Raw genomic sequence first — 26,595 nt, 5'->3', positions numbered from 1 at the left:
TTTTTTATTTAGTTCCATATACTCGATTTTTAATAACCGAATCTATATGGGGAGAAATAGCATTAGCTAATAGAATAGAATACATAACCCCTTCTGATAAACCACCCCACACTCTAATTACAATGGTTAGAATGCCAATTATAGCACCATATATCCACAAACCTAGTGGCGTTATTGGAGATGAAACCATGTCTGTAGCCATAAAAACAGCTCCTAGCATTAATCCTCCAGATAATAGCATAAACACTGGCGATGGGTATATTTCACTATTGAATAAATAAAGTATTCCACTTAATAAAAAAGCACTTAGTAGTACTGCAACTGGAATTCTCCATGACATCATATTACGTGCAATTAAATAGATACCACCCAAAGCAATGATTATAGCGCAGGTTTCTCCTGTTGAACCACTTATTTGACCGAAAGCTAATTCTGCTGTTGATGTTGTAATACCATCAAACTTAAATGCTGAAAGTGGGGTTGCTCCCGAAATAGCATCGTATTGTGGCTCCATAAAAGGCCATGTAAAAACAGATTGCGAAATAGATGTAAATCGGTTTGATAGAAATGCTGGATGCCATGTAGTAATGGCAACTGGAAAAGCGGCTTGTAAAACAGCTCTAGCTACTAATGCAGGATTAAACACATTGTATCCTAAACCGCCAAAAATATACTTACCAAGCGCAATAGCTATAACACCACCTACAAAAGCCATCCATAATGGAAAACTTGGGGGTAATGAAAGTCCTAGTAGCAACCCAGTAATTACTGCAGAATAATCATTAATAGTAGTTTCTTTTTTAGAAAGTTTACATAAAAAATGTTCAGTGAATACACTCGCAAAGGTTGTTGTAAATATTACTAGTAATGCATTTAGTCCAAAAGAATAAACAGAGAAAAACACAACAGGTAACAACGCCCATACTACGTTTTTCATAATATCTTCTGTACTTCGCCCCTTAACTATATGTGGCGATGAGCTAATATCTAATGTTTTTTTAAGCATCTACTTTCTCTTTTTTTTCTGCTTCACGCTTTCTTACAACGCGTTTGGCTAATCTAAAATACTGTACCAGTGGTATATGAGATGGACACACGTACGTACATGAGCCACATTCAAAACAATCCATTAAATTAAAATCTGAAGCCATTTCATTATAAGCTTCAAATTTTGCTAGGATACCTAGTTTTGATGGATTTAATAAAATAGGACATGCATCTACACAAGCGCCACATTTAATACAAGGATATATTTTAGGTGATCTACTTACATTCTTTTTTGTAAAGACAAGAATACCTGAAGTACCTTTTACTATTGAAATATCTAAGTTTGAAACAGCAACTCCCATCATGGGACCCCCCATATAAACTTCGCTAATTTCTTCATCAACACCTACTTGTTCTAGTACAAAACGTAGAGGTGTGCCTATTGGAATAGTATAATTTCCTTTCTTTTTAACTCCTGGTCCTGCAATGGTAATAACGCGTTCTTGAATGCCTTGACCATGAGGTAGTAATCTTCCTATTTCGGCAGTGGTTGCTACATTAACCACAACAACACCAACTTCAATAGGAAGTTTGCCTGATGGAATTTCTTTCCCTAAAACAGCAGTTACTAACATTTTTTCTGCGCCTTGGGGGTATTTAACAGGAAGCACTTTTACTGTAACAGGTAAATCTTCAGGAATATGTTTTTTTAAATGGTTAGCGGCATCTTGTTTGTTGGCTTCAATTCCTATAATAACTTTTTTAGTTCCTGTGGCTTTCAATAAATATCTAATACCGGTAAAAATGTCTTTTTCCTGCTCTAACATAACACGGTGGTCTGTTGTTAAATAAGGTTCACATTCAATACCATTAATAATTAAAGTATCACATTTTTTTCCTTCTGGAACTTTTAGTTTCACATGCGTTGGAAATGCAGCACCACCCAACCCTACAATTCCGGCATCTTGAATTGCCTGTAAAATTTCTTCGGGTGTTGCTGTATTGGGGTCAATGGGGTTTCCTTCAAGAACTTCTTGTGTTGAAAACGGAAATGCTTCAATAAAAATACCAGGAGACATTTTACCCGAAATTGTTGGAACATTTGCAATTTTCTTAATAATTCCTGAAACTGGCGCATGCATAGGCACAGAAACGTAACCACCAGCTTTTGCTAATAATTGTCCTCTATGTACTTCTTGTCCTTCCCGAACAATTATTTGTGAAGGCGCACCAATATGTTGCGCCATTGGTAAAATAATTAGTGGAGAAAAGGGAAACTGCCTTATTGGTAAGCCGTTAGTTTCGTCTTTACTCTCAGGTGGATGAATACCGTGCTTAAATGTGTCTTTATGAAAATTGAACAATGCCATTATGCCATTTGTATATTAATTATACTTTTCGCCTCTACTTATCCATTTTTCCATATCTTTTGCTAGTTTATCTGCCGGTAAACCAGGGTGTATTACACCTGCTGTACATTTTTCGGCAGCTTTAACTAAGTCTTCATAAGGACCTCCTTTTGGATTTTTTATATAAGCTTTGTTATCATCATTGTAAGCAAAAATATTGGAGTTAATATTTATGCACTCATCGCAAGAGGTACACTCATCAGATTCTAACCACGGCGCCATATATTCTCCATTTGATTGGGCTTCTTCTGCAGCTAAACCATTTGATTCTGCGGGTTTTTCCATAGCTATTTTAAGAGCGTCACTTCCGTTACCACCAGCAAGTTGCATTAAACCTTGTGCTATATTTCCAACAACTTCATTTCTTATTTTTTCTTCAAGGTTTTCTTCTTGTAGTTTTTCTGGTTCTACACCAGCAAGATCGCGTAGCATTAACCAGAAATCGCGTCGTTCTTCACAAGAATCTACAATTGGTTTAGCAACCAATACTCTGTTTAGTTTTTGATCTCTATCTACTGCCCAGATATAAGGGAATTTACCTTCGCGTTCGTTTTCATCTAATTCTAAAAAGTCTGCTAGTAATATCATGTTTTCATTCCAAGCATTTCTAGGTACTTTTCTAAAATGTTTTCTAAATCGGGCTTCGGTTAAAGCAAAGTCTGCAAAGGTCATTGGTAATTCCATGGTTTGCTCTTGACCGTATTCTAGGTATTTTAAAGTATAAGTTGGCCATGTTTGATTCATTGCAGGGTTTCCTGATAAATCAAAGGCTTCTTTAGCTTTTATTCCATTATCTGGATTGTATTTAAAAATAGGATATGCTCTAGATTCTACAGCAAGTTTTGCTTGATGAGAACCTAAATCATCTGCTACACCATGTTCTGGTTGGCAGGTTGTATATAGATTGAATAGCGCAGGACGTTTAGTGGTTAAACCATCAATAAATCCTTCAATCATTTGGCTTGTGTTTGCTAAAGAACCTTGTAACACATAAGTGTTTCTGTGTGCCATAGCTATGAGGCCAATTTCTTTTCTAGGTTCACTTTTTCCTTTCCATACTTTACCGTATTGTGCCATATCTGATACCTGACCAATAAATCCGGAAGTACAAGCTTGTCCTCCTGTGTTAGAATATACTTGTGTATCAACAATAATTACTTTTATTGGTTTTCCTGAAGCCATTAAACGAGATAAGTTTTGGAAACCAATATCGTACATGGCGCCATCTCCACCTAATGCTACTACTGGTGGACAAAGTAACCACTCTTCATCTGTAAATTGTTTCCAATTAAAATAGGTAAAGAATTGGTCATGTTCTTCAGGATTGTATTTTCCAGAAAGTTCTAGTTCTGCTTTTCTAATGGCTTTAAAACCATCTGCCATTTTAGCCATGTGCCCTTCAAATATTCCCATTGCCATAGAAGGTGAATCTTGGAATAAATGATTTGCCCATGGGAAAGGATATGGGTTAAAAGGCCATGTGCTACCCCAAACCGATGTACAACCAGTAGAGTTAAGCATACCCATATTGGCTCTACCTTTTCCAGTGGTTCCGTTGGTGTATTTCCATTGTAGGTTTTTTAATTGAGCAAGTAATTGCGTTACATCTCGTAACCATTCTTGGTCAACGGGTTCGCCTCCTTGTTCAGACTCTAACCTACGGGTTATTTCAGCCATGGTTAAATCTGAATTTTGCATTTCGGTTATGATTTTAGACATGGTATTGGAATCTGTTAAATTCACACCATCCATTAATTTAACCTGAATGTGTTTTTCTAGCTTATCTGTTAGCTCTTTTAAGTACGCCATATGCTTCTCAATACGTGGTTGCATGAGAGACTCTACAGTGGCTGTGAAAATGTGTACTACTGATTTTTCAGAACAACCTAAACATGCACCATCTCCACTAGCAAAGTTTAAGTAGGCGTCTTTGTTTAATAAAATAGTTTCTAATGGACCTATTTTTTCTTCAAGGTCATCAATACGATTGAACTTTTGAGGGGTGCTAGGTAAGTCTAACCAAAAATCCCATTCTTTATTTAATCTTGCAACAGAGCCTTCGGTTTGTGGTATTTTAATAAGTGCTCCATCATTACATACTTCAACACATTCCATACAACCTTTACACGTAGTAGGGTTAATGGTTATGCTGAATAATCCACCGCTGTTTTTTTCTTTTTTCTCATGTAAATCATAGTATGGTCTGGTTAAGGCAAATTTAAATTCTCCTAATTCGTCTTTAAACCAATCAAATTCTTTAATTAATCCTGGGTCGTTATTGAAGTCATCAAGCGTCATGTCTATACCATGCTTAATAAAATCATTAACTGTTTCTCCGCTTTTAGATGTATTGAATAATTTTCTAACATGACCTTCTAGTTTACGAACTGCTTTAGGTAGGTGTTCTACTTTTCCGTGGTTCTTTTTAACCCGTTTTACTATGGTATCAAAAACATCGGATACTTCACTTACCAGTCCAGGAATTGCTGTATCTGGGCATATGGTATAACAGTCGCCACAAGCTGTACAGTTATTAGGAATCCATTCTGGGTGTTCAAAACGAATACCTGTCATATCTCGGAATACCGATGAAACAGCAGGCATAACACTTAATCCAATAAACGGATCGGTAAGGTTATCATTACCCATTCCTTTTAGATAGAAATTACCTGTTTGCTCCCAAAAACGATGAATATCACTAAGTTTAGATTCACTTTGAGGAATTTCTTTCATCATTCTAGGAACTGGTAAACTTTGTGCGGCAATACCGTTTGTTTTCTTTTTGGTTCCTAGCGTTTTGTTTGTAATTTCATGTACTTCATCAAAACCACGTTTTACTACACGCATATTGTCATCTACAACACGTTGTCCTTTTGAACCAAATTTGTATTGTAATTGATCTTCAATAGCTTTTAGTAGTTTTTCTTCTGTAAGTCCAGATTTTTTCATTAGAGGGGAAGCTGCAAAAAAGGCGCCTTGGAAAGCAATACCCTGCATACGTAATTGAAGTTCAGGGTCTGTAGCTTCTTCTCTTGCAATTTTAAATCCATCTATATAGAATACATGAATATCATTATCAACAATTATTTTTTGGTAATGTTCAGGAATTTCGGCCCAAACTTCATCTGGTGTATTTTTATCACTTTGAATAATAAAGCTACCTCCTTTTTTAAGTCCAGCTAGTGCGTTGGTATGTTTAAATACATTTGGGTCTGGAGATAGTACTACATCAACAAAATAATATTCGCAATTTATTCTAATAGGTTCTGGGGCAGCAGCTAAATAATAAGTAGTGGGCTGTCCTTTTTTCTCAGAACCATATTTTGGATTTGCTTTAATGTTATAACCAAGTAGCTCATACAAGGTCATTGCAAGATTTTTACCCGTTGTAATAGCTCCCCAACCACCTATGGAGTGGAAACGCACAGTAATAGCGTCTTTTGGCATAAGGTTAGGGTTTTCTGACCCTCTAATAGCTAGTTCTTTAACTTTTGGATAAGATTCTTCAATGGTTTCTTGATAAGCTTTTTGTTTTGGAGAACTAGGTACTTTTTTAATAAAATCTATAGAAAGGTAAAACTGTTTTTTTTGTTTGCCTTTAGGTAGCATGTTTTCAACTGCACCTATAATACCTTCTGGTTGTAAGTCGCGGCTACCTAAACCAAATGCTCCAGAATATACTGAAGGAATATCGCCTAAAGCATATGAACTTAATTCTGGGTAAGGTTTTTGATTTTTGTTGATGCCGTTTTCTATACATTTATTTATAACAGAACGAACTTCTCGTGTAATTGGAGAATCTACTGCTAAAGGTTGGTCTAATCGTTCTAAAATAGTAACAGCTTTTTTACCTTTTAGTATTTCACCAAGCATATCTGCAGGGAATGGTCTAAACATAACTAAATCTACCACACCTACTTTAATACCTCTTGTTTCACGTAAATAATCTACAACTACTTCGGCACTAGGAACTAAACTTCCTTGTCCTAAAATAAGGTAATCTGCATCATCTGATCGATATGTCATGACACGTTGATAGCGTCTGCCAGTAAGTTCATAATATTCGTCAAAAGCTTGGTCTGCTAATGCTTCAATATGATCAAAGAAGAAAGGACGTTGAGCAGCAACACTTTGCATGTAAGAATCTTGATTTTGAACAATTCCTGCCATTAAAGGATTGTCTACATCCCAAAGTTCTGGTATACGACGACGTGTTTCACCATAAATAATACGTTGCGCGGGTGTTGGAGTTTTTATAATATCATCAGGTCTTCCAAGATATTCCTTAATTAATTCACGTTCTGGTAATAGAAAAGACTCTATTAAATGTGTGGTTAAAAACCCATCTTGAGCAATAATACCAGGAGTAAGCGCTAATTCAGCAATGCGGTGAGAAATAATATTAAGGTCTGCCACATGTTGTGCTTTTTTAGCGAACATTTGGAAAAAACCAGTGTCATCTACAGCATGGTAATCATCATGACCCGCGTGAACGTTTAATGTAGATTTTGTCATGGCACGAGCACCGATATTTAACACATAAGTTAGGCGTTTACCAACAGCTGCATAAAGAGATTCATGCATATATGCAATACCTTGACCAGATGAAAAGTTTGCAGCACGTAAACCAGTCATTGATAAGCCTGCAGTAACTGCAGCGGCAGCATGTTCGCCTTCGGGCTCAATGAATATTAAAGGTTTGTCTGAAATATTTAAATGCCCTTTAGCAGCAGCATCGGCCCAATATTCGCCCATTTGAGTAGAAGGTGTTATTGGGTATGCTCCAGCAGCATCGGTAGATTCACGTTCGCACATAATGGCGGCGGTGTTTCCATCGGTAGCAATGGGTTTACCTGGGTATTTAAATTTAGTTGTTTTGTTCTTCTTGCCTGTTCTTTTTTGAAATATCGACGTGCTCATAGGATGAGAATTTATGGTGTATTATTTTAATATCTGGTTACTATAATTTAATCAACTAATTCTTTGGTATGGTTAGCTAAATCAATACATTTTTGCATTTGATTAAATTCTGTACTATACTCGTAATCTTTCGAAAACGTTATAGGTTTTAAATCTAAATTGTTGAATTTATCACTAATGTTTTGGCATTTTTTTAGTAAAACTTCTACAGTGTCATCTTCATTAAATGCAACATTATTTTGCAATAAAAATCCCATTAAAAAATGGGCTATAGATTTGTGTGTACTTTTGCATACCATATATGGTACAACATCTTCTGCTGGTCTGTTTAATTCTTTTTTAGCAGATTCAAGAAATTGCTCTGCTTGTTTAAATTTAGTATCTGTGGTGTTCATAGTTAATGCTTTTTAGTTAACAATACTGTAGAACTTGTGGTGAAAAGCGGATTAAAATTAGATAAATGAACACTTGAATTTTATGACTTTTGTCAGGAATGGTTTGAATGCCAGTATTTAAAAAGATTATAAATAACGATGTTGCCTGATTTGGTGAAGAAACAACGGATCATGACCAATTTTTGCCTAAACACAACAATTGATTATGAACTGGGAAAATTCAATAATTTTATTCATAGGTAAAGCATAGGATATCCATAAGGTTGACCCGTCCTAAAATAGCTATACAAGTTAATAAATAAATCCTGATATAATTATACAAAGTTTAGTGGGTCTAGAGCAAGTTTCAGTACGTTGTCTTTTTTAAGAGAACCATTTAACTGTTTACACAATCTACACACAACTTTTGGACATGATCTGTGATTTAACGTACAATTCTTTAAAAACAAAAAAGCTAACAACTTATTAATTAAGAAGTTAGCTTTATTTTTTAGTACTCAAGGTGGGAATCGAACCCACACTTCCGAAGAAACTGGATTTTGAATCCAGCGCGTCTACCAATTCCGCCACTTGAGCGTTTCAGGACAGCAAAAATATATTATTTTTTAATATTATGCACAAAAATACTCTACAATATACTTTTTAGGTAAAAATAAATGTATAAATTTGCACCTCGTTTAAAAAATCTGGTCTTAGTCACTATAAAACAACACGTTACCCATGCCTATTGTAATTACAGAAGCTAAAATATTTGCTTGTACGCAAAGTGTAGAACTTGGTGAAAAAATAGCTAAAGCTTTTGGCGCAGAATTAGGTAATGTAATTACCTCTACTTACAGTGATGGTGAATTTCAACCATCATATGAAGAATCTATACGCGGAACACGCATTTTCATTATAGGATCAACACATCCTGGGCCTGAAAATTTAATGGAAATGTTGTTGATGATTGATGCTGCTAAACGTGCATCAGCAAGACACATTACCGCAGTATTACCGTATTTTGGTTGGGCAAGACAAGATAGAAAAGACAAGCCAAGGGTACCAATAGCAGCTAAATTAGTAGCTAAAATGTTAGAGGCAGCTGGTGCAACACGTATAATTACAATGGATTTGCATGCAGATCAAATTCAGGGATTTTTTGAAAAACCTGTAGATCATTTATTTGCATCAACCATCTTCTTGCCTTACTTAAAAAGTTTAAACTTAGATAATCTTACCATAGCTTCGCCAGATATGGGAGGTTCTAAGAGAGCGTATGCTTATTCTAAAACATTAAAAAGTGATGTTGTTATTTGTTATAAACAACGTGCTAAGGCAAATGTAATTTCTCACATGGAACTTATAGGAGATGTTACTGGTAAAAACGTAGTATTGGTTGATGATATGGTAGACACCGCAGGAACGCTTTCTAAAGCCGCAGATTTAATGATAGAACGTGGCGCCTTAAGTGTTAGAGCCATTTGTACGCATCCTATTTTATCTGGAAAGGCTTATGAGAATTTAAAAAATTCAAAATTAGAAGAACTTATTGTTACAGACTCAATACCATTAACACAAAAAAGTGATAAAATTAGAGTATTAAGTTGTGCAGATTTGTTTGCTGAGGTTATGGAAAGAGTACATAACAACCAATCAATAAGTTCAAAATTTATAATGTAAATTAATAATTAAATTTAAATAAAATGAAATCAATTACAATCAACGGATCTCAAAGAGAAAGCGTGGGCAAAAAAGCAACAAAAGCCTTACGTAATGCTGGAAAGGTTCCTTGCGTATTATACGGAGGAGACAAACCAGTGCATTTCTCAGCACCTGAATTGGCCTTCTCTAAACTGGTTTATACGCCTAATGCGCATACAGTTGTAATTAATTTAGAAGGTGGTGAAACTTTTGATGCTGTATTGCAAGATATACAGTTTCACCCTGTTACAGATAGAATTTTGCACGCAGACTTCTATCAATTATTTGAAGACAAAGAAATTTCTTTAAATATTCCAATTAAAGTTGTAGGTAACTCTAAAGGTGTTAAAAATGGTGGTATTTTAAGAAGACCATACAGAAAATTACGTATTAAAGCGTTGCCTGCTAACTTACCAGATTTTATTGAAGTAGATATTACACCATTAAAAATTGGAGACAAAATTAATGTAGGTGATTTACAAAATGATGCTTACACTATTTTACATCCAGATAACAATGTTGTTTGTCAAGTAAGAACATCAAGAACTGCAGTAGCAGATGATGACGATGATGAAGAATTAGAAGAAGGAGCAGAAGCACCTGCAGCAGAAGCAGCTCAAGAATAGTAATATTCTAGTTTAAATATAAAAGCATCCTGTGTAATTCAGGATGCTTTTTTATTTTTACACAAATTGAAAAATACCATGTGTCAGTTTATATGGAAACTTTTTAAAAAAAGAACACCGTCTTTTATTATTGAAGAAGAAAATCCTATGAAGAAGTTTTTAATAGTTGGTTTAGGTAATATTGGCGAAAAGTATGAAAACACACGCCATAATATTGGGTTTAAAGTATTAGATCATTTTGCTAAAAAAGAAGATGTAACCTTTGAAACCCAAAAATTAGGTGATATAGCTACCTATAAATTAAAAGGAAGAACGTTTATCTTTTTAAAACCAAATACATTTATGAATTTAAGCGGGAAAGCCGTATTGTATTGGTTAACTAAAGAGAAAATTCCGTTAGAAAATTTATTAATTATTACAGATGATTTAAACTTGCCTTTTGGAAGCATTCGCTTAAAAGCGAAAGGAAGTGATGGAGGGCATAACGGATTAAAAGATATTCAAGCTAAATTAAATACAACAAAATATAATCGTTTTAGATTTGGTATTAGTGATGCTTTTAGCAAAGGCAGACAAATTGATTATGTTTTAGGCGAGTGGAATGATGATGAAAATGATAAACTTCCAGAGAGACTTGACAAATCAGTAGAGCTTATAAAATCATTTGTATTGGCAGGTGTAAACAATACAATGAATGCCTTTAATGGTAAATAAAGTTGCTGCCAAAGATAAATTCTATTTAACAATTATCTTTTTAGTTGATTTTTTTACCCCATCACTTACATTTAAAATATACATACCAGATTGTACGTAATTAAGCTGAACATCTTCTTGAAAGTCTCCAGTTGCTTGAAATACTTTTCTTAATAAAAATCTACCTCTAGCATCAAAAAGTTCAATAGTAATATCTCTAGTTAGAGAGCCATTTAATTTAATGGTAAATTCACCATTATTAGGGTTAGGGTATACTATAAAGTTATCAAAACCATATTGTTCAATATTGGCAGTAGGTGTTATATTTAGCGTGTAATCTTCAACTTCGCCATCACCACCATTTGTAGAGGGATTTAATTCAGACTCACCAATATAGCCTGTTGCAACACGCATAATAGTGCTTCCTAAAGCGGCATCTATAGGCACATTTATAGAGAGCGGTGAGTTGCTTGTTATTGTATTTGAAGCGTTTGTTGCTTCTCCTAAATCATATGTTTCACCAGCATCTGTAAAAATGCCATTTTGGTTCCAATCTATCCAAGCCATTGTATTGGTGGTAAAATTTCCTTCAGTATTAACATTAACGGTTAAATCATAATTACTATTTCTATTAATATCTGTTGAAATTGATGTATAATCAGAATAACTAGAGTCTTTATCAGATGCATTATTAATACTGTTTAATTGTACCAATGAGATAGATGTTTCATAATCAGAATTTGGTAAAATATTTAGTGTGTAATCTTCAACCTCACCATCAAACCCGTTTTCACATGAAGTTACAAGTCCGTCATCTTTAAATTTTGTTGAAACTCTCATAGTAGTATTACCTGTAACGGCATCGGCAGGCACTGTAATTGTAAACGGTGAATTAGCTGTAGCTCCATTAGCAACATTGGTGGCATCACCTAAATTATATTCTTCACCAGCATCATCAAAACTACAGTTTTGGTTCCAATCTATCCAAACTTTTGTATTGGTTGTAAAATTACCATCGGTATTTACATTAACAGTTAAGTCGTAAGAGATATTTCTATTTACATCTGTTGATACGGAAGTGTAATTACTGTATCCAGAAGGTTTAGCAGATACTTGATTAATTGTGTTAAATTGAACTAAAGTGGTGCTGGTTGCATATTCAGTATTGGCTACAGAAGAGCAAACACCATTATAAAAAGGAAACTCAAAGTCTGTATTTTTAGTAATTGATGTTGATGTTCCTGTAACAGTAATAGTATAATCTCCTTGTGAAACATCATCTAAATCAGATATTGTCATGGTAACATTGCCTGAAGAGGACATGCTAGAAGGTGAAAACGATACTGTTGAACCTAAAGGATTTCCTGAAGCACTAAATGTTACAGTTTCAGAAAAACCATTAGCTGCTTCATAAACAAAATTAAAAGTGGCAGTAGCATCTCCACAATTAATTGGTGATAAAACGTCATTTACCATAAAAAAGTCGGGGTCTGTAGAAATAGAGAAGTTAAAATCAGATACATCATAAAATATATTATCAGCCGCTTCTATTAAAATTCTAGCTTGGTTAGTATCTGCAATGGTGGCAGGCACTGTGTAATCAAAAGAGCCATCATTAGGCGTGTTTGATGCTATAGTTGTAAATGTAGCGCCTCCATCGGTAGATAAAAGAATATTTACATTTTGACAATTTATAGTAGCGTTGGTGGTTTCTCCAACAACCCAAGTAATAGTTTGAATGCTTCCTTGTGCCCAAGAAATGGGGTTATCAACCGTAAAAGGGGTTACGTCTTCAACAATTATTTGCATGGTATCATAGCTAGATTGCCCTCCTGTTGAAGTGCTATTATATCTATCTCTAACTGTTAACGCCCAATTAAGCGTTCTTCCAACCGAAGCAACGGTTTCCCAGTCACTACCTAAAGTTGGATTGGTTTGTTCTGTTTTTCCAGCTAAAACACTACTGAATTTTGGTATATAGCGGTTTGGAGAACTAGATGGCGGTAAAGACCTGTTCATTGACCCTGTGGTTAATGTTGGGCCAAAATTTAGATAGTTAGTAATGCCACTATCGGTTTGTTCCCAGCAATAGGTTAGGTTGTCACCGCTATCAGTATCTGTAGCAGATCCTTTTAAAACATAAGCGGTTCCTTTAGGGATATTATAATCACTACCAGCATCTGCAATTGGAGGATTATTGCTTATAACTTCTGTTGTTTGACAACTTTTTCCTGTTAGATTATCAAGTATTTGTTTAATGCTGTGGTAATGAAAATAATCATCGCCACTTAATTCAACATTATTAGCTCCTTCAAGGCCAGCATAAGCCATTATTGTTGATCCACTACCAGGTTCAGACTGAACGCCTGTGCCTTCGTTTTCAAAAGCCCAAGTATGATTTGCACCCATCTGGTGACCAATTTCATGGGCCACAAAATCAATATCAAATAAATCGCCTTCTGGTACACCATCAGAAGGTGAAGTGTAGGCACTTCCTTTAGTATTATTATTACATACACACCCAATACAACCGGCATTTCCACCGCCACCAGATGCTCCAAAAAGATGCCCTATATCGTAATTAGCTTCTCCAATTACACTGGTTATTGTTGATTGTACTTCTGAGCTCCATGAACCTTCTGCACCAACACTAGCATTAGAATAGGGGTCTGTTGAGGGGTCTGTATAAATTAATTGATCATTATTTGCAACGAGTTCAAAAGTAATAGCCATATCGGTTTCAAAAACTTCATTTACTCTGCTTAATGTGGTGTTTATGGCAGCTAAGGCATCAGCTACGGTTCCGCCATGGTAATCTGTATATTCAGCAGTTACAGAAATGGCTATTCTGAATTTTTGAAGTACTTGGTTATTAGCACCGCCTTCATCATTTGTTTTTAAAGTTGAAAGGTTACTTTTTAAGGTTTCACTTACTTCATCAATTGTTTTACAATGTAATGTTGCGCTGTTACTACCCTTGTTGTATAAAACGTAAGTATCTGAACCTTTTTCAATGGGCTGCATAAACACGTTTGGTTTATCTGGATACGAAATCATGGTTTGAATACCTTCAGGAGAGGTACTCATTCTTAGTCGTACACCAGATTTGTTTAAACTATAACCTACATACGATTTAATTTGGGGGAATTTAGCCGATAATTCTGGAGCAAAAACAGGGGCTTCAAAAATTTTAAATTGTTCTATCTCTCCGTTAATTCCAGGAATTGAGATAATAGTGTTTTCATCTTTTTTTTTTGAACTTCTTAAAGAAGCTGTTGCTTTGTTTTTGTTAAATTGAGCCCTATTAACCTTAAAAAAATGTGCTTTATTTTTATCTATTTGAAACTTAGATATTTTTTCAGAGTTTTTAGCAGATTCTAGTTTTTTCCAATAAGAATTTTGAGCAAAACTTGAAAATGCAATTAAAAGTGTTGCTATTGATAAAACATAATGTAGTTTTGTTTTCATAAAGATTTTTCGGGGCAATTTCTTTTTGTTTAGTAACAAATCTAACTTTTTTAAATTAAATTAACAATTTGGTGAGTTAAATGAGTAGTGTAGAGAATATTACAGCGTATAAATCTGTAAAACCCACGGTGGTTACCATTGGTACTTTTGATGGTGTTCATATTGGGCATAGAAAAATTATTGAACGTCTTGTAAATACAGGGAAACAAGAAGATTTAAAATCTGTTATACTTACTTTTTTTCCGCACCCCAGAATGGTACTTCAAAAAGATTCTAATATTAAATTGATTAATACCATTGATGAAAGGCGCCAAATTTTAGAATCTGTTGGACTAGATTTTTTACTTATTAAAGAGTTTACTAAAGAATTTTCAAGGCTTACTGCTAAAGATTTTGTTAAAGATCTTTTAGTAGATAAACTCAATGCCAAAAAAGTAATTATTGGTTATGATCATAGGTTTGGAAGAAATAGAAATGCCGATATAAATGACCTTAAAGAGTTTGGTGAGATTTATGGCTTTGAAGTTGAAGAAATATCGGCTCAAGATATTGATGATGTTGCTGTAAGTTCTACAAAAATTAGAAATGCTCTAAACGAAGGCAATATAACCAAAGCCAATGCATATTTAGGTTATAATTTTATAATATCAGGAACCGTAACCAAAGGGAAAGGTTTGGGTAAGAAATTAGGGTTTCCTACGGCAAATATTAATGTTACAGAAAATTATAAACTAATACCAAAACATGGCTCTTATATTGTAAAATCTAATATTGAGGGAGTAACCATATACGGTATGATGAATATAGGAATGAACCCAACTGTAAATGGTAAAAAAGAAACTATAGAGGTTAACTTTTTCAACTTTAACAAAGATATTTATAACCAACCAATTAAAATAGAATTGCTTAAACGTATTAGAGATGAGAAAAAGTTTGAATCTGTTGAAGTCTTAAAAAATCAACTTAAAAAAGATAAGGAAATAGCACTCACCTATATAGCTACACACCATGATTAATAATGGCTTGTTTAAGCATATTGATAATGCTGCCCTTATTGTTTTTCGGGTTATTTTCGGGTTACTTTGTTTTCTAGAATCTGTTGGAGCTATTTTTACAGGATGGGTTAAACGTACATTAATAGACCCAGAATTTACATTTTCTTTTATTGGTTTTGAGTGGTTACAACCACTACCAGGATATGGTATGTATGGTTATTATGCTATTATGGGAGTTTTTAGTTTGTTTGTAATGTTAGGTTATAAATATCGTTTTAGCATAATTGCATTTACTATTATGTGGTCTGCAACATATTTAATGCAGAAATCATCTTATAACAATCATTATTATTTACTTATACTCATTAGCAGTATTATGGCGTTTTTGCCAGCAAACAAATATGCCTCAATTGATGTAAAACAAAATCCCAGTTTAAAACAATTTTCTATGCCTATTTGGTGCAAATGGGTTATTGTATTACAATTGTTTATTGTTTACACTTACGCATCAATAGCTAAGTTGTATCCAGATTGGTTAAATACAACGGTTATTGAATTATTAATGAAACCAAAGAGCAATTATTTTCTTGTAGGTGAGTTGCTTCAAAAAAAATGGTTGCATTATATTTTGGCTTATGGAGGCGTTATTTTTGACGGACTAATTATTCCTTTGCTATTATTTAAACCAACCAGAAAGTATGCTTTTTTTGCATCAATAATCTTTCATTTATTTAATTCGTTTGTGTTTCAAATAGGAATATTCCCTTATTTATCATTAGCATTTTCCTTATTCTTTTTTGAGCCAAAAACCATTCAACAACTATTTTTAAAAAAGAAACCGTTTTACAGTTCTAAAGAAGTTATACTTCCAAAATTTAAAATCCCGTTGGTTACATTTTTTACAGTTTACTTTGTTTTTCAAATACTGCTACCATTGCGTCATCATGTTATTAAAGATGATGTTTTATGGACTGAAGAAGGCCACAGACTTTCATGGCGTATGATGCTAAGAGCCAAAAGTGGTTCTGCAACATATACCGTTAAAAATAAAGAAACAGGGCGTGTTATACATGTTAAATTAAGCAACTATTTAACCAGAAAACAACAAAGAGGTGTTAGTGTAAAACCAGATATGATTTGGCAGTTTGCTCAACGCTTAAAAGAAATTTTTAAAAAGAATAATCAAGATGTTGAAGTATATGTAAATTGCAAAATAAGTGTAAATGGCAGGCCATATAAACAGCTTATAAACCCTGATGTTGATTTAGCTAGTGTTGAATGGGAAACTTTTAAACACAGTAAGTGGATTTTACCTTCAAAACAAGATTAATTTTCTTTGTAAATCCTTAAATTTATTCAGTAAAACTAAAATTTTGTGGCTTATAAAAAACAAAATTTAGTTTCATTTTAGTAACCACTTTTTTAGTCCATAATTTTATTTCATTTAGTTTTAAGAAACCTAAAAATGAAAAAAATCATGTACTTTTGTCGCTCAAATTTTTAAGACATGTTACAAGTACCTTTTATTAGAGAAAACAAAGATTTGGTAATAGAGAGGTTAGCAAAAAGAAATATTGATGCTACCAACGATATAAACCAAGTAATTGCTTTAGATGAAGATCGCAGAAAAATTCAAACAGAGTTAGATAATACTTTGGCAGAATCTAACGCGCTTTCAAAAGAAATTGGCATGTTGTTTAAGTCTGGAAAGGTAGAAGAAGCAAATCAAATAAAAACTAAAACCGGACAATTAAAAGAAACTTCAAAAAAACTAACAGAAGATCTTAATAACAAAACTAACGAGTTAAACGAGCTTTTATATAAAATACCCAATGTGCCTAACAGTATTGTTCCGGCAGGAAATACAGAAGATGATAATGAAGAGGTTTATAGAGAAGGCGATATACCAGTTTTAGAAGAAGGAGCATTACCACATTGGGAGCTTGCCAAAAAATATGACATCATAGATTTTGAACTTGGTAACAAAATTACAGGAGCCGGTTTTCCAGTATATAAAGGTAAGGGTGCTAAATTACAACGTGCTTTAATTACCTATTTTTTAGATAAAAATACAGAGGCGGGTTATACAGAATTTCAGTTACCTCATTTGGTAAATGAAGCCTCTGGTTTTGGTACAGGGCAATTACCAGATAAAGAAGGGCAAATGTACCATGTAACGGCAGATAATTTATATTTAATTCCTACAGCAGAGGTTCCAGGAACAAACATTTTTAGAGATGTTGTTTTAAATGAAACCGAGCTACCATTAGCTATTACTGGTTACACACCATGTTTTCGTAGAGAAGCAGGGAGTTACGGTGCGCATGTAAGAGGTTTAAATAGATTACATCAGTTTGATAAGGTTGAAATTTTAAGAGTAGAACACCCAAGTAAATCTTATGAAGCTTTAGACGGTATGGTGGCTCATGTAAAAACCATTTTGCAAGAGTTAAAATTACCTTACAGAATATTAAAGCTTTGTGGTGGTGATTTAGGATTTACCTCTGCATTAACTTATGATTTTGAAGTGTTTTCTACAGCTCAAGATAGATGGTTAGAAATATCATCAGTATCTAACTTTGAAACTTTTCAGGCTAACCGTTTAAAGTTGCGTTTTAAAAACAGTAATGGTAAAAATGAATTAGCACATACCCTTAATGGAAGTTCTTTAGCATTGCCACGTGTATTAGCCGGAATTTTAGAAAATTACCAAACAAAAGACGGTATTGTAATACCAGAAGTATTACAACCATATACAGGTTTTAAAATAATAAATTAAGCGTTCTACAGCCTTAAAACAAGAAGTAAAAACCTACAAAACAAATGGGTTTTTGTTGTTTTTATCGACGAAATGCATGTTTATAGTGTTGTTCAACGAATTTTAAAAGCTTCTCTTTGTTTTTCGTTTTATATTTTAGATGTTAGTACAACCAAATCTATCAAACTTACTAACCATGAAAAATTTAAAACGCTTCATTCTTTTAATTGCACTCATTTTATTTGCTGGTAAAGTATTATTTTCAGATTTTCAAATTGTAAAATCTGAGAATAATTCAACCGCTATTGTGAGTAAATAGGGATTTTCTCTTATAATATTTTAAAAAATTTAAGATTGTCCCCAATCTGAATAATACCATCGTTTTTATATTTAACGGTTGTTAATAGAACGTTTATTTTTTGGTTGGTTAATGTGCCCGAAATTTATTTCGGGCATTTTTTTATTAAAATATTTACATTTTCAACCTACTACATTTGTTATATTTACAGCATGAGAGCCCTATTTGTTTTATGTGTATTCCTGTCTTTTAATCTTTTTGCACAAGATGCAAATTTGGCTGTTGATTATTTTAAGAAAGGAGAGTTTGATAAAGCACTTCATGAGTATAAAAAGCTTTATGCTCAAAACCCTTCTAACATAAATTATGTAAATCAAATAATAGCTTCACATCAGCAGTTAGAGCAATATGATGAAGCCGAAACATTTCTTAAAAACCTTATTTCTAAAATTAATTACCCAGCCTTATTGGTTGAGTTAGGGTTTAATTACCAACTAAAAAATGATGTTCAAAGAGCAAATGCTTATTACTCACAGGCACTAGAACAGATTAATGAAATACCAAGTTATGTGTTTGCAATAGCTAGGAGTTTTCAAAGTCATTCACTTTTAAATGAAGCGGTTGTTGCTTATGAAAAAGCCATGCAACTAAATCCAGATTACAATTTTAATATTCAGTTGGCACAGTTGTATGGTGAGCAAGGACACATTGAGAAAATGTTTAACAGCTATTTAAATTTTGCAGAGACTAGTCCCATTTCATTAGGCGATATTAAAAGAAGAATAAACGGGTTTTTAGGAGAGAACGGAGATGATGAAAATAACATACTTCTTAGAAAAATTTTACTAAAAAAATTACAACAAGAACCCAATTTACTGTGGAATGAGATGTTGAGTTGGCTATTCATTCAACAAAAAGATTTCAAAAAAGCATTTATTCAAGAAAAAGCCATTTTTAACAGGCAACCAGAAAGTTTAGAAAGAATAAAAGAATTGGGAAGAATAGCTGCTAATGAAAACCAAAATGACATTGCTAAAGAAATTTACAATTACATCATTAATACTGCCCAAGATTTAGAAACAAAACTCAATGCGCAATATTATTTAATTCAAATAGAAACTAAAGAAAGCTCTAAAGAAAACTATCAAGAAATAAATAAAAAATATTTAGCGCTTTTTGAAGAATTCGGAACCTTTTCGCAGACCTTAGATTTACAAATTGCCTATGCGCATTTTTTAGCGTTTTATATGGATAAAACCACCGAAGCCACTAAAGTTTTAGAAAAAACCTTAGAATTACCTATAAACAGATTACAAAAAGCCCAAGTAAAATTAGAATTGGGAGATATTTTAGTTTTGCAAGAAAAATTTAACCAAGCCTTAATATATTACACGCAAATTCAGCGTAATTTAAAAAATAGTACAATATCTCAAGAAGCACGTTTTAGAGTAGCTAAAACCAGTTATTATAAAGGCGATTTTAAATGGGCAGAATCACAGCTTAAAATACTAAAATCATCAACATCTCAATTAATTGCTAATGATGCACTCGATTTAAAATTGCTTATCTCAGATAATAAGTACGAAGACTCTACCCAAACAGCTTTAAAATTGTATGCTAAAGCAGATTTATTAGCTTTTCAAAATAAAACAGACCAAGCTATTTCTATTTTAAACAAAATTTTAAACGAACATAATACAGAACCCATTATAGCGCAAACACTCTTTAAACAAGGGCAATTATTTAAACAGAAAGGTGAAATAAATAAGGCGGTAGCAAATTTTGAAGTACTTATAGAAAATTACAGAGATGGCATTTTAGCAGATGATGCCTATTTCAATTTAGGGCGTTTGTATGAAGAAGTTTTAAACCAACCAGAAAAAGCAAAATCTTTGTATGAACAAATTATATTTAATCATGCCGATAGTATTTATTTTGTTGATGCTAGAAAACGGTACAGAGCATTAAGAGGTGATGATATAAATTAAATACCCTAATTATAAAAATATTGGAATTTTAAAATTATGATAATATACAACGTAACAGCAAATATAGATGAGTCTATTCATGAAGAATGGTTAGAGTGGATAAAAGAACATATTCCACAAGTATTAGGTACCGGTAAGTTTGATAAAGCCACATTAACGCGGGTTTTAATTGAAGAAGAAACAGGAGGCGTAACATATTCTATTCAGTACAGAGCCTATTCTCGAGAAGCACTAGACGCTTATTATAAAGAAGATGCACAACGCTTAAGAGCAGATGCTCAAAAAAGATTTGCAGACAAAATGTTAGCTTTTAGAACCGAACTAGAATTGGTAGATGAATACTTTGTAAACATTAGTCCTAACTAAAGATTTTAGTGTTTTCAAAACTTGTAATTAATAAAAATACTATGAAAATATCTAAAGTAGATAAGGTAAGTGATTACGTTTTAAATGCTATAGAAAATTTAATTCCACAACTTTCGTCAACCAGCAAAATACCTACTAGAACAGATTTAGAAACTATAGTAAATTCTAATAGTACATACCTTTTTATTGCAGAAGAAGATAACAATATTTTAGGTACATTAACACTGGTGTTTAATAAAATACCCACCGGAGAAAAAGCTTGGATTGAAGATGTGGTGGTAGACAAATTAGCTAGAGGCAAAGGTGTTGGTAAAAGTTTAACACAATTTGCTATAAATTATGCCATTAGTAACGGGGTAACTAAAATAGACTTAACATCAAGTCCAGAAAGAGTTGCTGCTAATAAACTCTATCAAAAGTTAGGGTTTAAAAAAAGAACAACCAATGTTTATAGGTATATTGCCAATTAATAAATGAGAAATTCTCTCAAAATAACTAATAATAAGTGGCTAGTAATCAACATCAAGTAAAGGCAAAAAAATATTTAGGGCAGCATTTTTTAAAAGACGAAAATATAGCCAAAAAAATAGGCGATACACTTACTTTAAATGGCTATAAAAAAGTACTAGAAATAGGTCCAGGAATGGGGGTGCTCACCAAATACCTTTTAGAAAAAGATGTTGAAACCTACGTTATAGAAATTGATACAGAATCGGTTGCGTATTTGCAAGCTCACTACCTTAATTTAGCACCCAGAATTATTGAGAAAGATTTCTTAAAATATAATTTAAGTGAAGTTTTTGGAGACGACTCTTTTGCCATTACAGGTAACTTTCCATATAACATTTCATCACAAATAGTATTTAAAGCCTTAGAGTTGCGTCATCAAATCCCAGAATTTACAGGGATGTTTCAAAAAGAAGTAGCAAAACGCATCTGTTCAAAAGAAGGCAGCAAAGTGTATGGTATTCTTTCGGTTTTAACCCAAGCTTTTTATAATGCCGAATATTTGTTTACCGTGCCACCATCGGTTTTTAACCCTCCACCAAAAGTAGATTCGGGCGTCTTAAGGCTCATTAGAAAAACAGATTACAACTTACCATGTAATGAGGTATTATTCTTTAAAGTGGTAAAAACAGCATTTCAGCAGCGTAGAAAAACACTTCGTAACAGTTTAAAAACATTCAATTTATCAGATAATTTAAAAGCAAATAGTATCTTTGGCAAGCGTCCGGAGCAATTAAGTGTTACACAGTTCGTAGAACTTACTTTATTAATTGAAAAAGATGTTTAATCTTTTAAAGCTTTGCATTTGTCTGAAGAAAGAGATAACATACAACAATTTGAGGTTACAGAAGAACTTTTAGAGCAAGTTAAAACACTTGTTGAAGAACAAAACAACAAGGAATTACAAAAGCTTTTAAAAGAGTTTCATTATGCCGATATAGCCGAAATTTTAGATGAACTTAATCTAGAAGAGGCTATATATGTTATAAAACTTCTAGATTCTGAAACAACTTCAGATATTTTGGTGGAGTTAGATGAGGATACCAGAGAAAGGGTATTAAAAAACTTATCTGCCAAAGAAATTGCTGAAGAGGTAGAAGAATTAGATACCGATGATGCTGCCGACATGATTGCCGAACTTCCTGAATCGCGTCAGCATGAAGTAATCTCAAATATTGAAGATGAAGAGCATAAAGAGGAAATTAAAGAGCTCTTAAAATATGAAGAAGGCACTGCAGGAGCACTTATGGCTAAAGAGCTTGTAAAAGTTTACGAAACCTGGACCGTTGCGGGGTGTTTACGTAGAATTAGAGGGCAAGCCAAAGAAGTAACCAGAGTACACTCCATTTATGTGGTTACTAAAGATGAAAAACTTATTGGGCGTTTATCTCTTAAAGATTTAATAGTAGCCAAAAGCGATCAAAAAATAGCAGATATTTATATATCTAACGTAGATTATGTAAATGTAAACGAAGATGCCGAAGAGATTGCCAAAATTATGGCTAAATACGATTTAGAAGCCATTCCTGTTATTGAAAGCGACGATAATAAAGTACTATTAGGACGCATAACCATTGATGATATTGTAGATGTTTTAAAAGAAGAAGCAGAAAGAGACTATCAAATGGCAGCAGGTATTACTGCCGATGTAGATTCTGATGACAGTATTTTCGAACTTACTAGAGCCCGCTTACCATGGCTATTTTTAGGATTAATTGGTGGTGTAGGTTCCTTTTTAATTATGGAAGGTTTCCATGAGGCATTTAAAGAATATGCCGTATTATTCTTTTTTACCCCACTTATTGCAGCCATGGCAGGAAATGTTGGGGTGCAATCAAGTGCTATTATTGTTCAAGGACTTGCTAACGATGATGTAAAAGGAAGTGTTAATAGCAGACTTTTAAAAGAAATGCTTTTAGCAATGCTTAATGGTGTTATTTTAGCTGCGTTTTTATTCATATTTGTTTGGATATATGGAGGCGAAATGAATAAAGCCTTAGCCGTTTCAGTGTCATTAGTAGCTGTTATTATTATTGCAGGTTTAATAGGAACTTTTGTGCCTTTATTTTTAGATAAACGCGGTATAGACCCAGCTATTGCTACCGGACCATTTATTACCACCAGCAACGATATTTTAGGTATTTTACTTTATTTTTCTATTGCCAAACTTATTTTAGGTATTTAACATTTGTTAAGTTTAAACTTGCTTGTATTAAATTTATTTTAGTGCCTCATAAAATTCTTATGATTCCTTATTCGCTAATCTAAAACTTCGTAATTTTATCCAATATTTTTAATTATGAAAGTTCTTCACTTAGACACCAATCACGAGTTACTTATTAGTCAACTAAATAATTTAGGTTTTACAAATCATGAAGATTATTCATCTTCAAAAGAAGCTATTGAAGCTAAAATTTCAGAATATGAAGGTATTGTTATTCGTAGTAGATTTACCATAGATAAACAATTTTTAGATGCTGCCACTAACCTAAAATTTATAGGAAGAGTTGGAGCAGGTTTAGAAAACATAGATTGTGATTATGCCAAATCAAAAGGCGTTTACTTAATTTCTGCCCCAGAAGGTAATAGAAACGCAGTTGGAGAGCATGCTTTGGGCATGTTACTATCGCTCTTTAACAAACTTAATAAAGCCGATGCTGAGGTTAGAAATGGCAAATGGCTAAGAGAAGAAAACCGTGGTATAGAGTTAGACGGTAGAACTGTTGGGCTTATTGGCTACGGCAATATGGGTAAAGCATTTGCAAAAAAATTAAGAGGGTTTGATGTTAACGTGTTGTGTTATGATATTAAAGACAATGTTGGCGATGATAACGCTAAACAAGTTAGCCTAAAAGAATTTCAACAAAAGGTTGATGTGCTTAGTTTACACACGCCTCAAACACCTTTAACTTTAGGTATGGTGAACTCAGAATTTATCAATAAGTTTAAAAAACCATTTTGGTTAATTAATACAGCAAGAGGTAAAAGTGTAGTAACTTCAGATTTAGTTTCGGCATTAAAAACAGGGAAAATATTAGGTGCTGGATTAGATGTTTTAGAGTATGAAAAAGCCTCTTTTGAAAGTTTATTTTCTACAGAAATGCCAGAAGCTTTTAAATATTTAATTAAAGCTGAAAACGTATTATTATCACCTCATGTAGCTGGTTGGACGGTAGAAAGTAAAGAAAAATTAGCACAAACCATTGTAAACAAAATAAAAGCTAAATTTTGTTAAATTTATGAGATGAAAAAAACCGTTCTTGTTTTTTCTGTACTCATTTTTGCTATACTACTACTGTTTCAAATAAGTAAGTATGCAGTGCTTTCTGGTAGTCTAAAAATAGAAATAATAATAGGGGTTATAGCTATAGTTTTTTTAATTATTGGCATTTATATCAATAAAAAAAGCCTTAGTAAAAATGAGTTAGTTTCTACAGAAATAGATTATGAAAAGATTTCAGAATTAGAAATTACAAAACGAGAATATGAGGTTTTACAGGCTATTTCAGAAGGCTTATCAAATAAAGAAATAGGTAATAAATTATATCTTTCAGAAAGCACTATAAAAACACACGTATCTAACTTACTGGTTAAACTAAATGCTAAAAGACGCACACAGGCATTACAAATTGCTAAAGATTATAAAATTATTTAAAATTCATACATTTATACCTAAGTACTAATAGATTGGTACTTTAGTATGACCTCTAAATTACTGTTACCACCTACTTTTGAATTGTTAATCTTTAAAACGAAACGGTATGAAATCAACAATTTTTAAGTACGGGTTATACGGTTTATTAGTAGGCTTAATTATTTTCTTAATTCATTTAACACTAGGGAAAGATTTAAGCTATTCTACCAACGAAATTTTAGGGTATATATCTATTTTTATATCGCTGTCCTTTGTTTTCTTCGGTATAAAGCATTACAGAGATAACGTTAATAATGGTGTTATTTCTTTAGGGAAAGCTTTAATAATAGGAGTGTTTATTTCTGTTTTAGTTGCAATAGGTATTGGTATAGCAGATTTTATTTATACCCAATTTATAAACCCCGATTGGTTTGAAAATTATTATCAAATGATGCGAGATGCAGGAAAGGAAAATGAAATAATAGAAATGTCTAGCCTTAACGCCAGCATATTTATGGTTACATTAGTTACTGTTATCGGGTTTATAATATCTTTAATTTCAGGATTAATACTTCAACGTAAATAATTTATATGCAATACCAAGCCACATCACCAGACGATTATATTAGTCAAGTTCCTGAAGACAGACAAAACGCTCTAAAAAACTTAAGAAAAACAATTAAAGATAATTTACCAAAAGGGTTTGAAGAAGGTATTCAGTATGGAATGATTGGGTATTATGTGCCACACACTATATACCCTAGTGGATATCATTGTAATCCTAAAGAGCCACTGCCTTTTATGAGTTTTGCATCGCAGAAAAATTCAGTCAATCTTTATCATAGTGGCATTTATTCAAACCCAGAATTACACGATTGGTTTGTGAAAGAATACCCTAAACATTGCAAACGTAAATTAGATATGGGGAAGAGTTGCATTAGGTTTAAAAAGATTGATGAAATACCATTTGAATTAATAGGCAAATTAGCAAAAAAAATAACTGTAGAAGAATGGATAAACATTTATGAAACAGCCATTAAAAAGAAATAATCATAAAAATCAATAACAAATGAAATTAGGTGCATTTTCAACAAGTCTTAGTGTAAAAGACATTAAAGCCTCAAAAACATTTTATGAAACACTAGGGTTTAGTGTTTTTGCTGGTGCTATAGAGCAAAATTATTTAATAATGAAAAATGGTAATGCGCTCATTGGTTTATTTCAAGGTATGTTTGAACAAAACATTTTAACTTTTAATCCTGGTTGGGATGAAAACGCCAATGCTGTTAAATCTTTTGATGATGTAAGAGCCATTCAAAAACATTTAAAAAATCATAATATTAAGTTAGAAAGAGAAGCTGACGAGAACACTTCTGGTCCAGCAAGTATTGTTATGTATGACCCCGACGGAAATACCATACTTATAGATCAACACATTTAAATTAAATAAAAATGAAAAGAGTAACAGGAATAGGTGGGCTATTTTTTAAAACAAAAAACCCAAAAGCCACAAAAGATTGGTACAAAAAACACTTAGGGTTTAATACCGATGATTACGGATGTACCTTTTGGGGGAAAGATAAAGAAGGAAATGATAACTCTACACAGTGGAGTCCGTTTCCTGAAGATACCAAATATTTTGAGCCTTCAAAAAAAGACTTTATGTTTAATTATCGTGTTGAAAATTTACATGAATTAATTAAAACATTAAAAGAAGAAGGTGTAACCGTAATAGGAGAAATTGAAGAATACGATTACGGTAAATTTGGATGGATTTTAGATAACGATGGTAATAAAATTGAACTTTGGGAGCCCGTTGATGCAGCTTTTAAATAAAATGACATTACATTTGTAAAACAATTAAATAG

22 protein-coding genes and 1 tRNA gene are annotated in these 26,595 nt (G+C 33.0%); 17 read left to right on the top strand and 6 right to left on the bottom strand.

Going from position 1 to position 26,595, the window contains the following annotated elements; translation table 11 throughout:
- Window positions 1-4 precede the first annotated feature (4 nt).
- From BWZ22_RS06010 to BWZ22_RS05990, 5 genes are all read right to left on the bottom strand, one after another.
- Window positions 5-1,006: an RnfABCDGE type electron transport complex subunit D gene (locus BWZ22_RS06010; protein WP_076698653.1), complete on the bottom strand. Its 1,002-nt coding sequence runs from the start codon at window positions 1,004-1,006 to the stop codon at window positions 5-7.
- A complete protein-coding gene (rsxC, locus tag BWZ22_RS06005) occupies window positions 999-2,357 on the bottom strand; it encodes an electron transport complex subunit RsxC (protein ID WP_076698651.1) in 1,359 nt (452 codons plus the stop codon). Before rsxC ends, BWZ22_RS06010 begins: the two co-directional genes overlap by 8 nt.
- A gap of 15 nt (window positions 2,358-2,372) precedes the next feature.
- Window positions 2,373-7,316 (bottom strand): 2-oxoacid:acceptor oxidoreductase family protein, encoded by a 4,944-nt coding sequence (locus BWZ22_RS06000; RefSeq protein WP_076698650.1) that lies wholly within the window; start codon window positions 7,314-7,316, stop codon window positions 2,373-2,375.
- A gap of 47 nt (window positions 7,317-7,363) precedes the next feature.
- On the bottom strand, window positions 7,364-7,711 hold the full coding sequence (locus BWZ22_RS05995) for a hypothetical protein (RefSeq protein WP_076698648.1): 348 nt from the start codon (window positions 7,709-7,711) through the stop codon (window positions 7,364-7,366).
- 494 nt (window positions 7,712-8,205) lie between these two features.
- Window positions 8,206-8,287, bottom strand: a tRNA-Leu gene (locus tag BWZ22_RS05990).
- 144 nt (window positions 8,288-8,431) lie between these two features.
- Between BWZ22_RS05990 and BWZ22_RS05985 the strand changes: the two genes are divergently transcribed.
- The 3 genes from BWZ22_RS05985 to pth all read left to right on the top strand — a co-directional run bounded on the left by BWZ22_RS05985 (window position 8,432) and on the right by pth (window position 10,734).
- Window positions 8,432-9,373, top strand: a complete 942-nt coding sequence (locus BWZ22_RS05985; protein ID WP_076698647.1) for a ribose-phosphate pyrophosphokinase — start codon at window positions 8,432-8,434, stop codon at window positions 9,371-9,373.
- Between the two features lie 23 nt (window positions 9,374-9,396).
- Window positions 9,397-10,020: a 50S ribosomal protein L25/general stress protein Ctc gene (locus BWZ22_RS05980; RefSeq protein ID WP_076698645.1), complete on the top strand. Its 624-nt coding sequence runs from the start codon at window positions 9,397-9,399 to the stop codon at window positions 10,018-10,020.
- Between the two features lie 78 nt (window positions 10,021-10,098).
- Window positions 10,099-10,734 carry an aminoacyl-tRNA hydrolase gene (pth, locus tag BWZ22_RS05975; protein WP_076698644.1) on the top strand — a complete coding sequence of 212 codons (636 nt, stop codon included), beginning with the start codon at window positions 10,099-10,101 and terminating at the stop codon, window positions 10,732-10,734.
- A gap of 21 nt (window positions 10,735-10,755) precedes the next feature.
- Here pth and BWZ22_RS05970 read toward each other — a convergent pair whose 3' ends face one another.
- Window positions 10,756-14,181, bottom strand: a complete 3,426-nt coding sequence (locus tag BWZ22_RS05970; RefSeq protein ID WP_076698642.1) for a reprolysin-like metallopeptidase — start codon at window positions 14,179-14,181, stop codon at window positions 10,756-10,758.
- Window positions 14,182-14,261: 80 nt separating this feature from the next.
- On the opposite strand from BWZ22_RS05970, the gene BWZ22_RS05965 reads away from it, so the two are divergent.
- The 14 genes from BWZ22_RS05965 (at window position 14,262) to BWZ22_RS05900 (ending at window position 26,563) form a co-directional block, all read left to right on the top strand.
- A complete protein-coding gene (locus BWZ22_RS05965) occupies window positions 14,262-15,197 on the top strand; it encodes a bifunctional riboflavin kinase/FAD synthetase (protein ID WP_076698641.1) in 936 nt (311 codons plus the stop codon).
- The gene (locus BWZ22_RS05960) at window positions 15,190-16,506 is read left to right on the top strand and encodes an HTTM domain-containing protein (RefSeq protein WP_076698639.1); all 1,317 of its coding nucleotides are present in this window, start codon (window positions 15,190-15,192) and stop codon (window positions 16,504-16,506) included. The genes BWZ22_RS05965 and BWZ22_RS05960 overlap by 8 nt, the downstream gene beginning before the upstream one ends.
- Window positions 16,507-16,683: 177 nt before the next feature.
- Window positions 16,684-17,955 carry a serine--tRNA ligase gene (serS, locus tag BWZ22_RS05955; RefSeq protein WP_076698638.1) on the top strand — a complete coding sequence of 424 codons (1,272 nt, stop codon included), beginning with the start codon at window positions 16,684-16,686 and terminating at the stop codon, window positions 17,953-17,955.
- Window positions 17,956-18,444: 489 nt separating this feature from the next.
- A complete protein-coding gene (locus tag BWZ22_RS05950; RefSeq protein ID WP_076698636.1) occupies window positions 18,445-20,220 on the top strand; it encodes a tetratricopeptide repeat protein in 1,776 nt (591 codons plus the stop codon).
- A 36-nt stretch (window positions 20,221-20,256) separates the two neighbouring features.
- Window positions 20,257-20,586, top strand: coding sequence for a DUF4286 family protein (locus BWZ22_RS05945; RefSeq protein ID WP_076698635.1), 330 nt, complete (start codon window positions 20,257-20,259; stop codon window positions 20,584-20,586).
- Window positions 20,587-20,627: 41 nt separating this feature from the next.
- Window positions 20,628-21,056 (top strand): GNAT family N-acetyltransferase, encoded by a 429-nt coding sequence (locus tag BWZ22_RS05940; RefSeq protein WP_076702332.1) that lies wholly within the window; start codon window positions 20,628-20,630, stop codon window positions 21,054-21,056.
- Between the two features lie 35 nt (window positions 21,057-21,091).
- Window positions 21,092-21,880, top strand: a complete 789-nt coding sequence (gene rsmA, locus BWZ22_RS05935; protein ID WP_076698634.1) for a 16S rRNA (adenine(1518)-N(6)/adenine(1519)-N(6))-dimethyltransferase RsmA — start codon at window positions 21,092-21,094, stop codon at window positions 21,878-21,880.
- A gap of 18 nt (window positions 21,881-21,898) precedes the next feature.
- Entirely contained in the window at window positions 21,899-23,278 is a 1,380-nt protein-coding gene (gene mgtE, locus BWZ22_RS05930) for a magnesium transporter (RefSeq protein ID WP_083692210.1), read from the top strand.
- 114 nt (window positions 23,279-23,392) lie between these two features.
- The gene (locus BWZ22_RS05925; RefSeq protein WP_076698632.1) at window positions 23,393-24,328 is read left to right on the top strand and encodes a 2-hydroxyacid dehydrogenase; all 936 of its coding nucleotides are present in this window, start codon (window positions 23,393-23,395) and stop codon (window positions 24,326-24,328) included.
- A 9-nt stretch (window positions 24,329-24,337) separates the two neighbouring features.
- Complete coding sequence (locus BWZ22_RS17010; RefSeq protein ID WP_076698631.1) at window positions 24,338-24,748, top strand: response regulator transcription factor; 411 nt, start codon at window positions 24,338-24,340, stop codon at window positions 24,746-24,748.
- Window positions 24,749-24,854: 106 nt separating this feature from the next.
- Window positions 24,855-25,313, top strand: coding sequence for a DUF4199 domain-containing protein (locus tag BWZ22_RS05915; protein WP_076698629.1), 459 nt, complete (start codon window positions 24,855-24,857; stop codon window positions 25,311-25,313).
- 5 nt (window positions 25,314-25,318) lie between these two features.
- Window positions 25,319-25,777: a DUF1801 domain-containing protein gene (locus BWZ22_RS05910; RefSeq protein WP_076698628.1), complete on the top strand. Its 459-nt coding sequence runs from the start codon at window positions 25,319-25,321 to the stop codon at window positions 25,775-25,777.
- Window positions 25,778-25,796: 19 nt separating this feature from the next.
- Window positions 25,797-26,168 carry a VOC family protein gene (locus tag BWZ22_RS05905; RefSeq protein ID WP_076698626.1) on the top strand — a complete coding sequence of 124 codons (372 nt, stop codon included), beginning with the start codon at window positions 25,797-25,799 and terminating at the stop codon, window positions 26,166-26,168.
- 11 nt (window positions 26,169-26,179) lie between these two features.
- Window positions 26,180-26,563 (top strand): VOC family protein, encoded by a 384-nt coding sequence (locus BWZ22_RS05900; RefSeq protein ID WP_076698625.1) that lies wholly within the window; start codon window positions 26,180-26,182, stop codon window positions 26,561-26,563.
- The last annotated feature ends 32 nt before the right edge of the window (window positions 26,564-26,595 follow it).

The sequence above is a fragment of the Seonamhaeicola sp. S2-3 genome, from assembly GCF_001971785.1.
In the GTDB taxonomy this organism is placed as follows: domain Bacteria; phylum Bacteroidota; class Bacteroidia; order Flavobacteriales; family Flavobacteriaceae; genus Seonamhaeicola.
The sequence above is the reverse complement of the archived record's forward strand: the minus strand, read 5'-3'. Positions and strand labels throughout refer to the sequence as shown.

What these genes read in the sequence shown, in the direction of transcription:
- BWZ22_RS05900 (WP_076698625.1), top strand. Translation starts at nt 26,180, where the DNA reads ATGAAAAGAGTAACAGGAATAGGTGGGCTATTTTTTAAAACAAAAAAC.
- BWZ22_RS05905 (WP_076698626.1), top strand. Translation starts at nt 25,797, where the DNA reads ATGAAATTAGGTGCATTTTCAACAAGTCTTAGTGTAAAAGACATTAAA.
- BWZ22_RS06010 (WP_076698653.1), bottom strand. Translation starts at nt 1,006, where the DNA reads ATGCTTAAAAAAACATTAGATATTAGCTCATCGCCACATATAGTTAAG.
- BWZ22_RS05960 (WP_076698639.1), top strand. Translation starts at nt 15,190, where the DNA reads ATGATTAATAATGGCTTGTTTAAGCATATTGATAATGCTGCCCTTATT.
- BWZ22_RS06000 (WP_076698650.1), bottom strand. Translation starts at nt 7,316, where the DNA reads ATGAGCACGTCGATATTTCAAAAAAGAACAGGCAAGAAGAACAAAACA.
- pth (WP_076698644.1), top strand. Translation starts at nt 10,099, where the DNA reads ATGTGTCAGTTTATATGGAAACTTTTTAAAAAAAGAACACCGTCTTTT.
- BWZ22_RS05965 (WP_076698641.1), top strand. Translation starts at nt 14,262, where the DNA reads ATGAGTAGTGTAGAGAATATTACAGCGTATAAATCTGTAAAACCCACG.
- BWZ22_RS05970 (WP_076698642.1), bottom strand. Translation starts at nt 14,181, where the DNA reads ATGAAAACAAAACTACATTATGTTTTATCAATAGCAACACTTTTAATT.
- BWZ22_RS05925 (WP_076698632.1), top strand. Translation starts at nt 23,393, where the DNA reads ATGAAAGTTCTTCACTTAGACACCAATCACGAGTTACTTATTAGTCAA.
- BWZ22_RS05945 (WP_076698635.1), top strand. Translation starts at nt 20,257, where the DNA reads ATGATAATATACAACGTAACAGCAAATATAGATGAGTCTATTCATGAA.
- BWZ22_RS17010 (WP_076698631.1), top strand. Translation starts at nt 24,338, where the DNA reads ATGAAAAAAACCGTTCTTGTTTTTTCTGTACTCATTTTTGCTATACTA.
- BWZ22_RS05940 (WP_076702332.1), top strand. Translation starts at nt 20,628, where the DNA reads ATGAAAATATCTAAAGTAGATAAGGTAAGTGATTACGTTTTAAATGCT.
- BWZ22_RS05980 (WP_076698645.1), top strand. Translation starts at nt 9,397, where the DNA reads ATGAAATCAATTACAATCAACGGATCTCAAAGAGAAAGCGTGGGCAAA.
- BWZ22_RS05910 (WP_076698628.1), top strand. Translation starts at nt 25,319, where the DNA reads ATGCAATACCAAGCCACATCACCAGACGATTATATTAGTCAAGTTCCT.
- BWZ22_RS05985 (WP_076698647.1), top strand. Translation starts at nt 8,432, where the DNA reads ATGCCTATTGTAATTACAGAAGCTAAAATATTTGCTTGTACGCAAAGT.
- BWZ22_RS05950 (WP_076698636.1), top strand. Translation starts at nt 18,445, where the DNA reads ATGAGAGCCCTATTTGTTTTATGTGTATTCCTGTCTTTTAATCTTTTT.
- BWZ22_RS05995 (WP_076698648.1), bottom strand. Translation starts at nt 7,711, where the DNA reads ATGAACACCACAGATACTAAATTTAAACAAGCAGAGCAATTTCTTGAA.
- rsxC (WP_076698651.1), bottom strand. Translation starts at nt 2,357, where the DNA reads ATGGCATTGTTCAATTTTCATAAAGACACATTTAAGCACGGTATTCAT.
- BWZ22_RS05915 (WP_076698629.1), top strand. Translation starts at nt 24,855, where the DNA reads ATGAAATCAACAATTTTTAAGTACGGGTTATACGGTTTATTAGTAGGC.
- serS (WP_076698638.1), top strand. Translation starts at nt 16,684, where the DNA reads ATGTTACAAGTACCTTTTATTAGAGAAAACAAAGATTTGGTAATAGAG.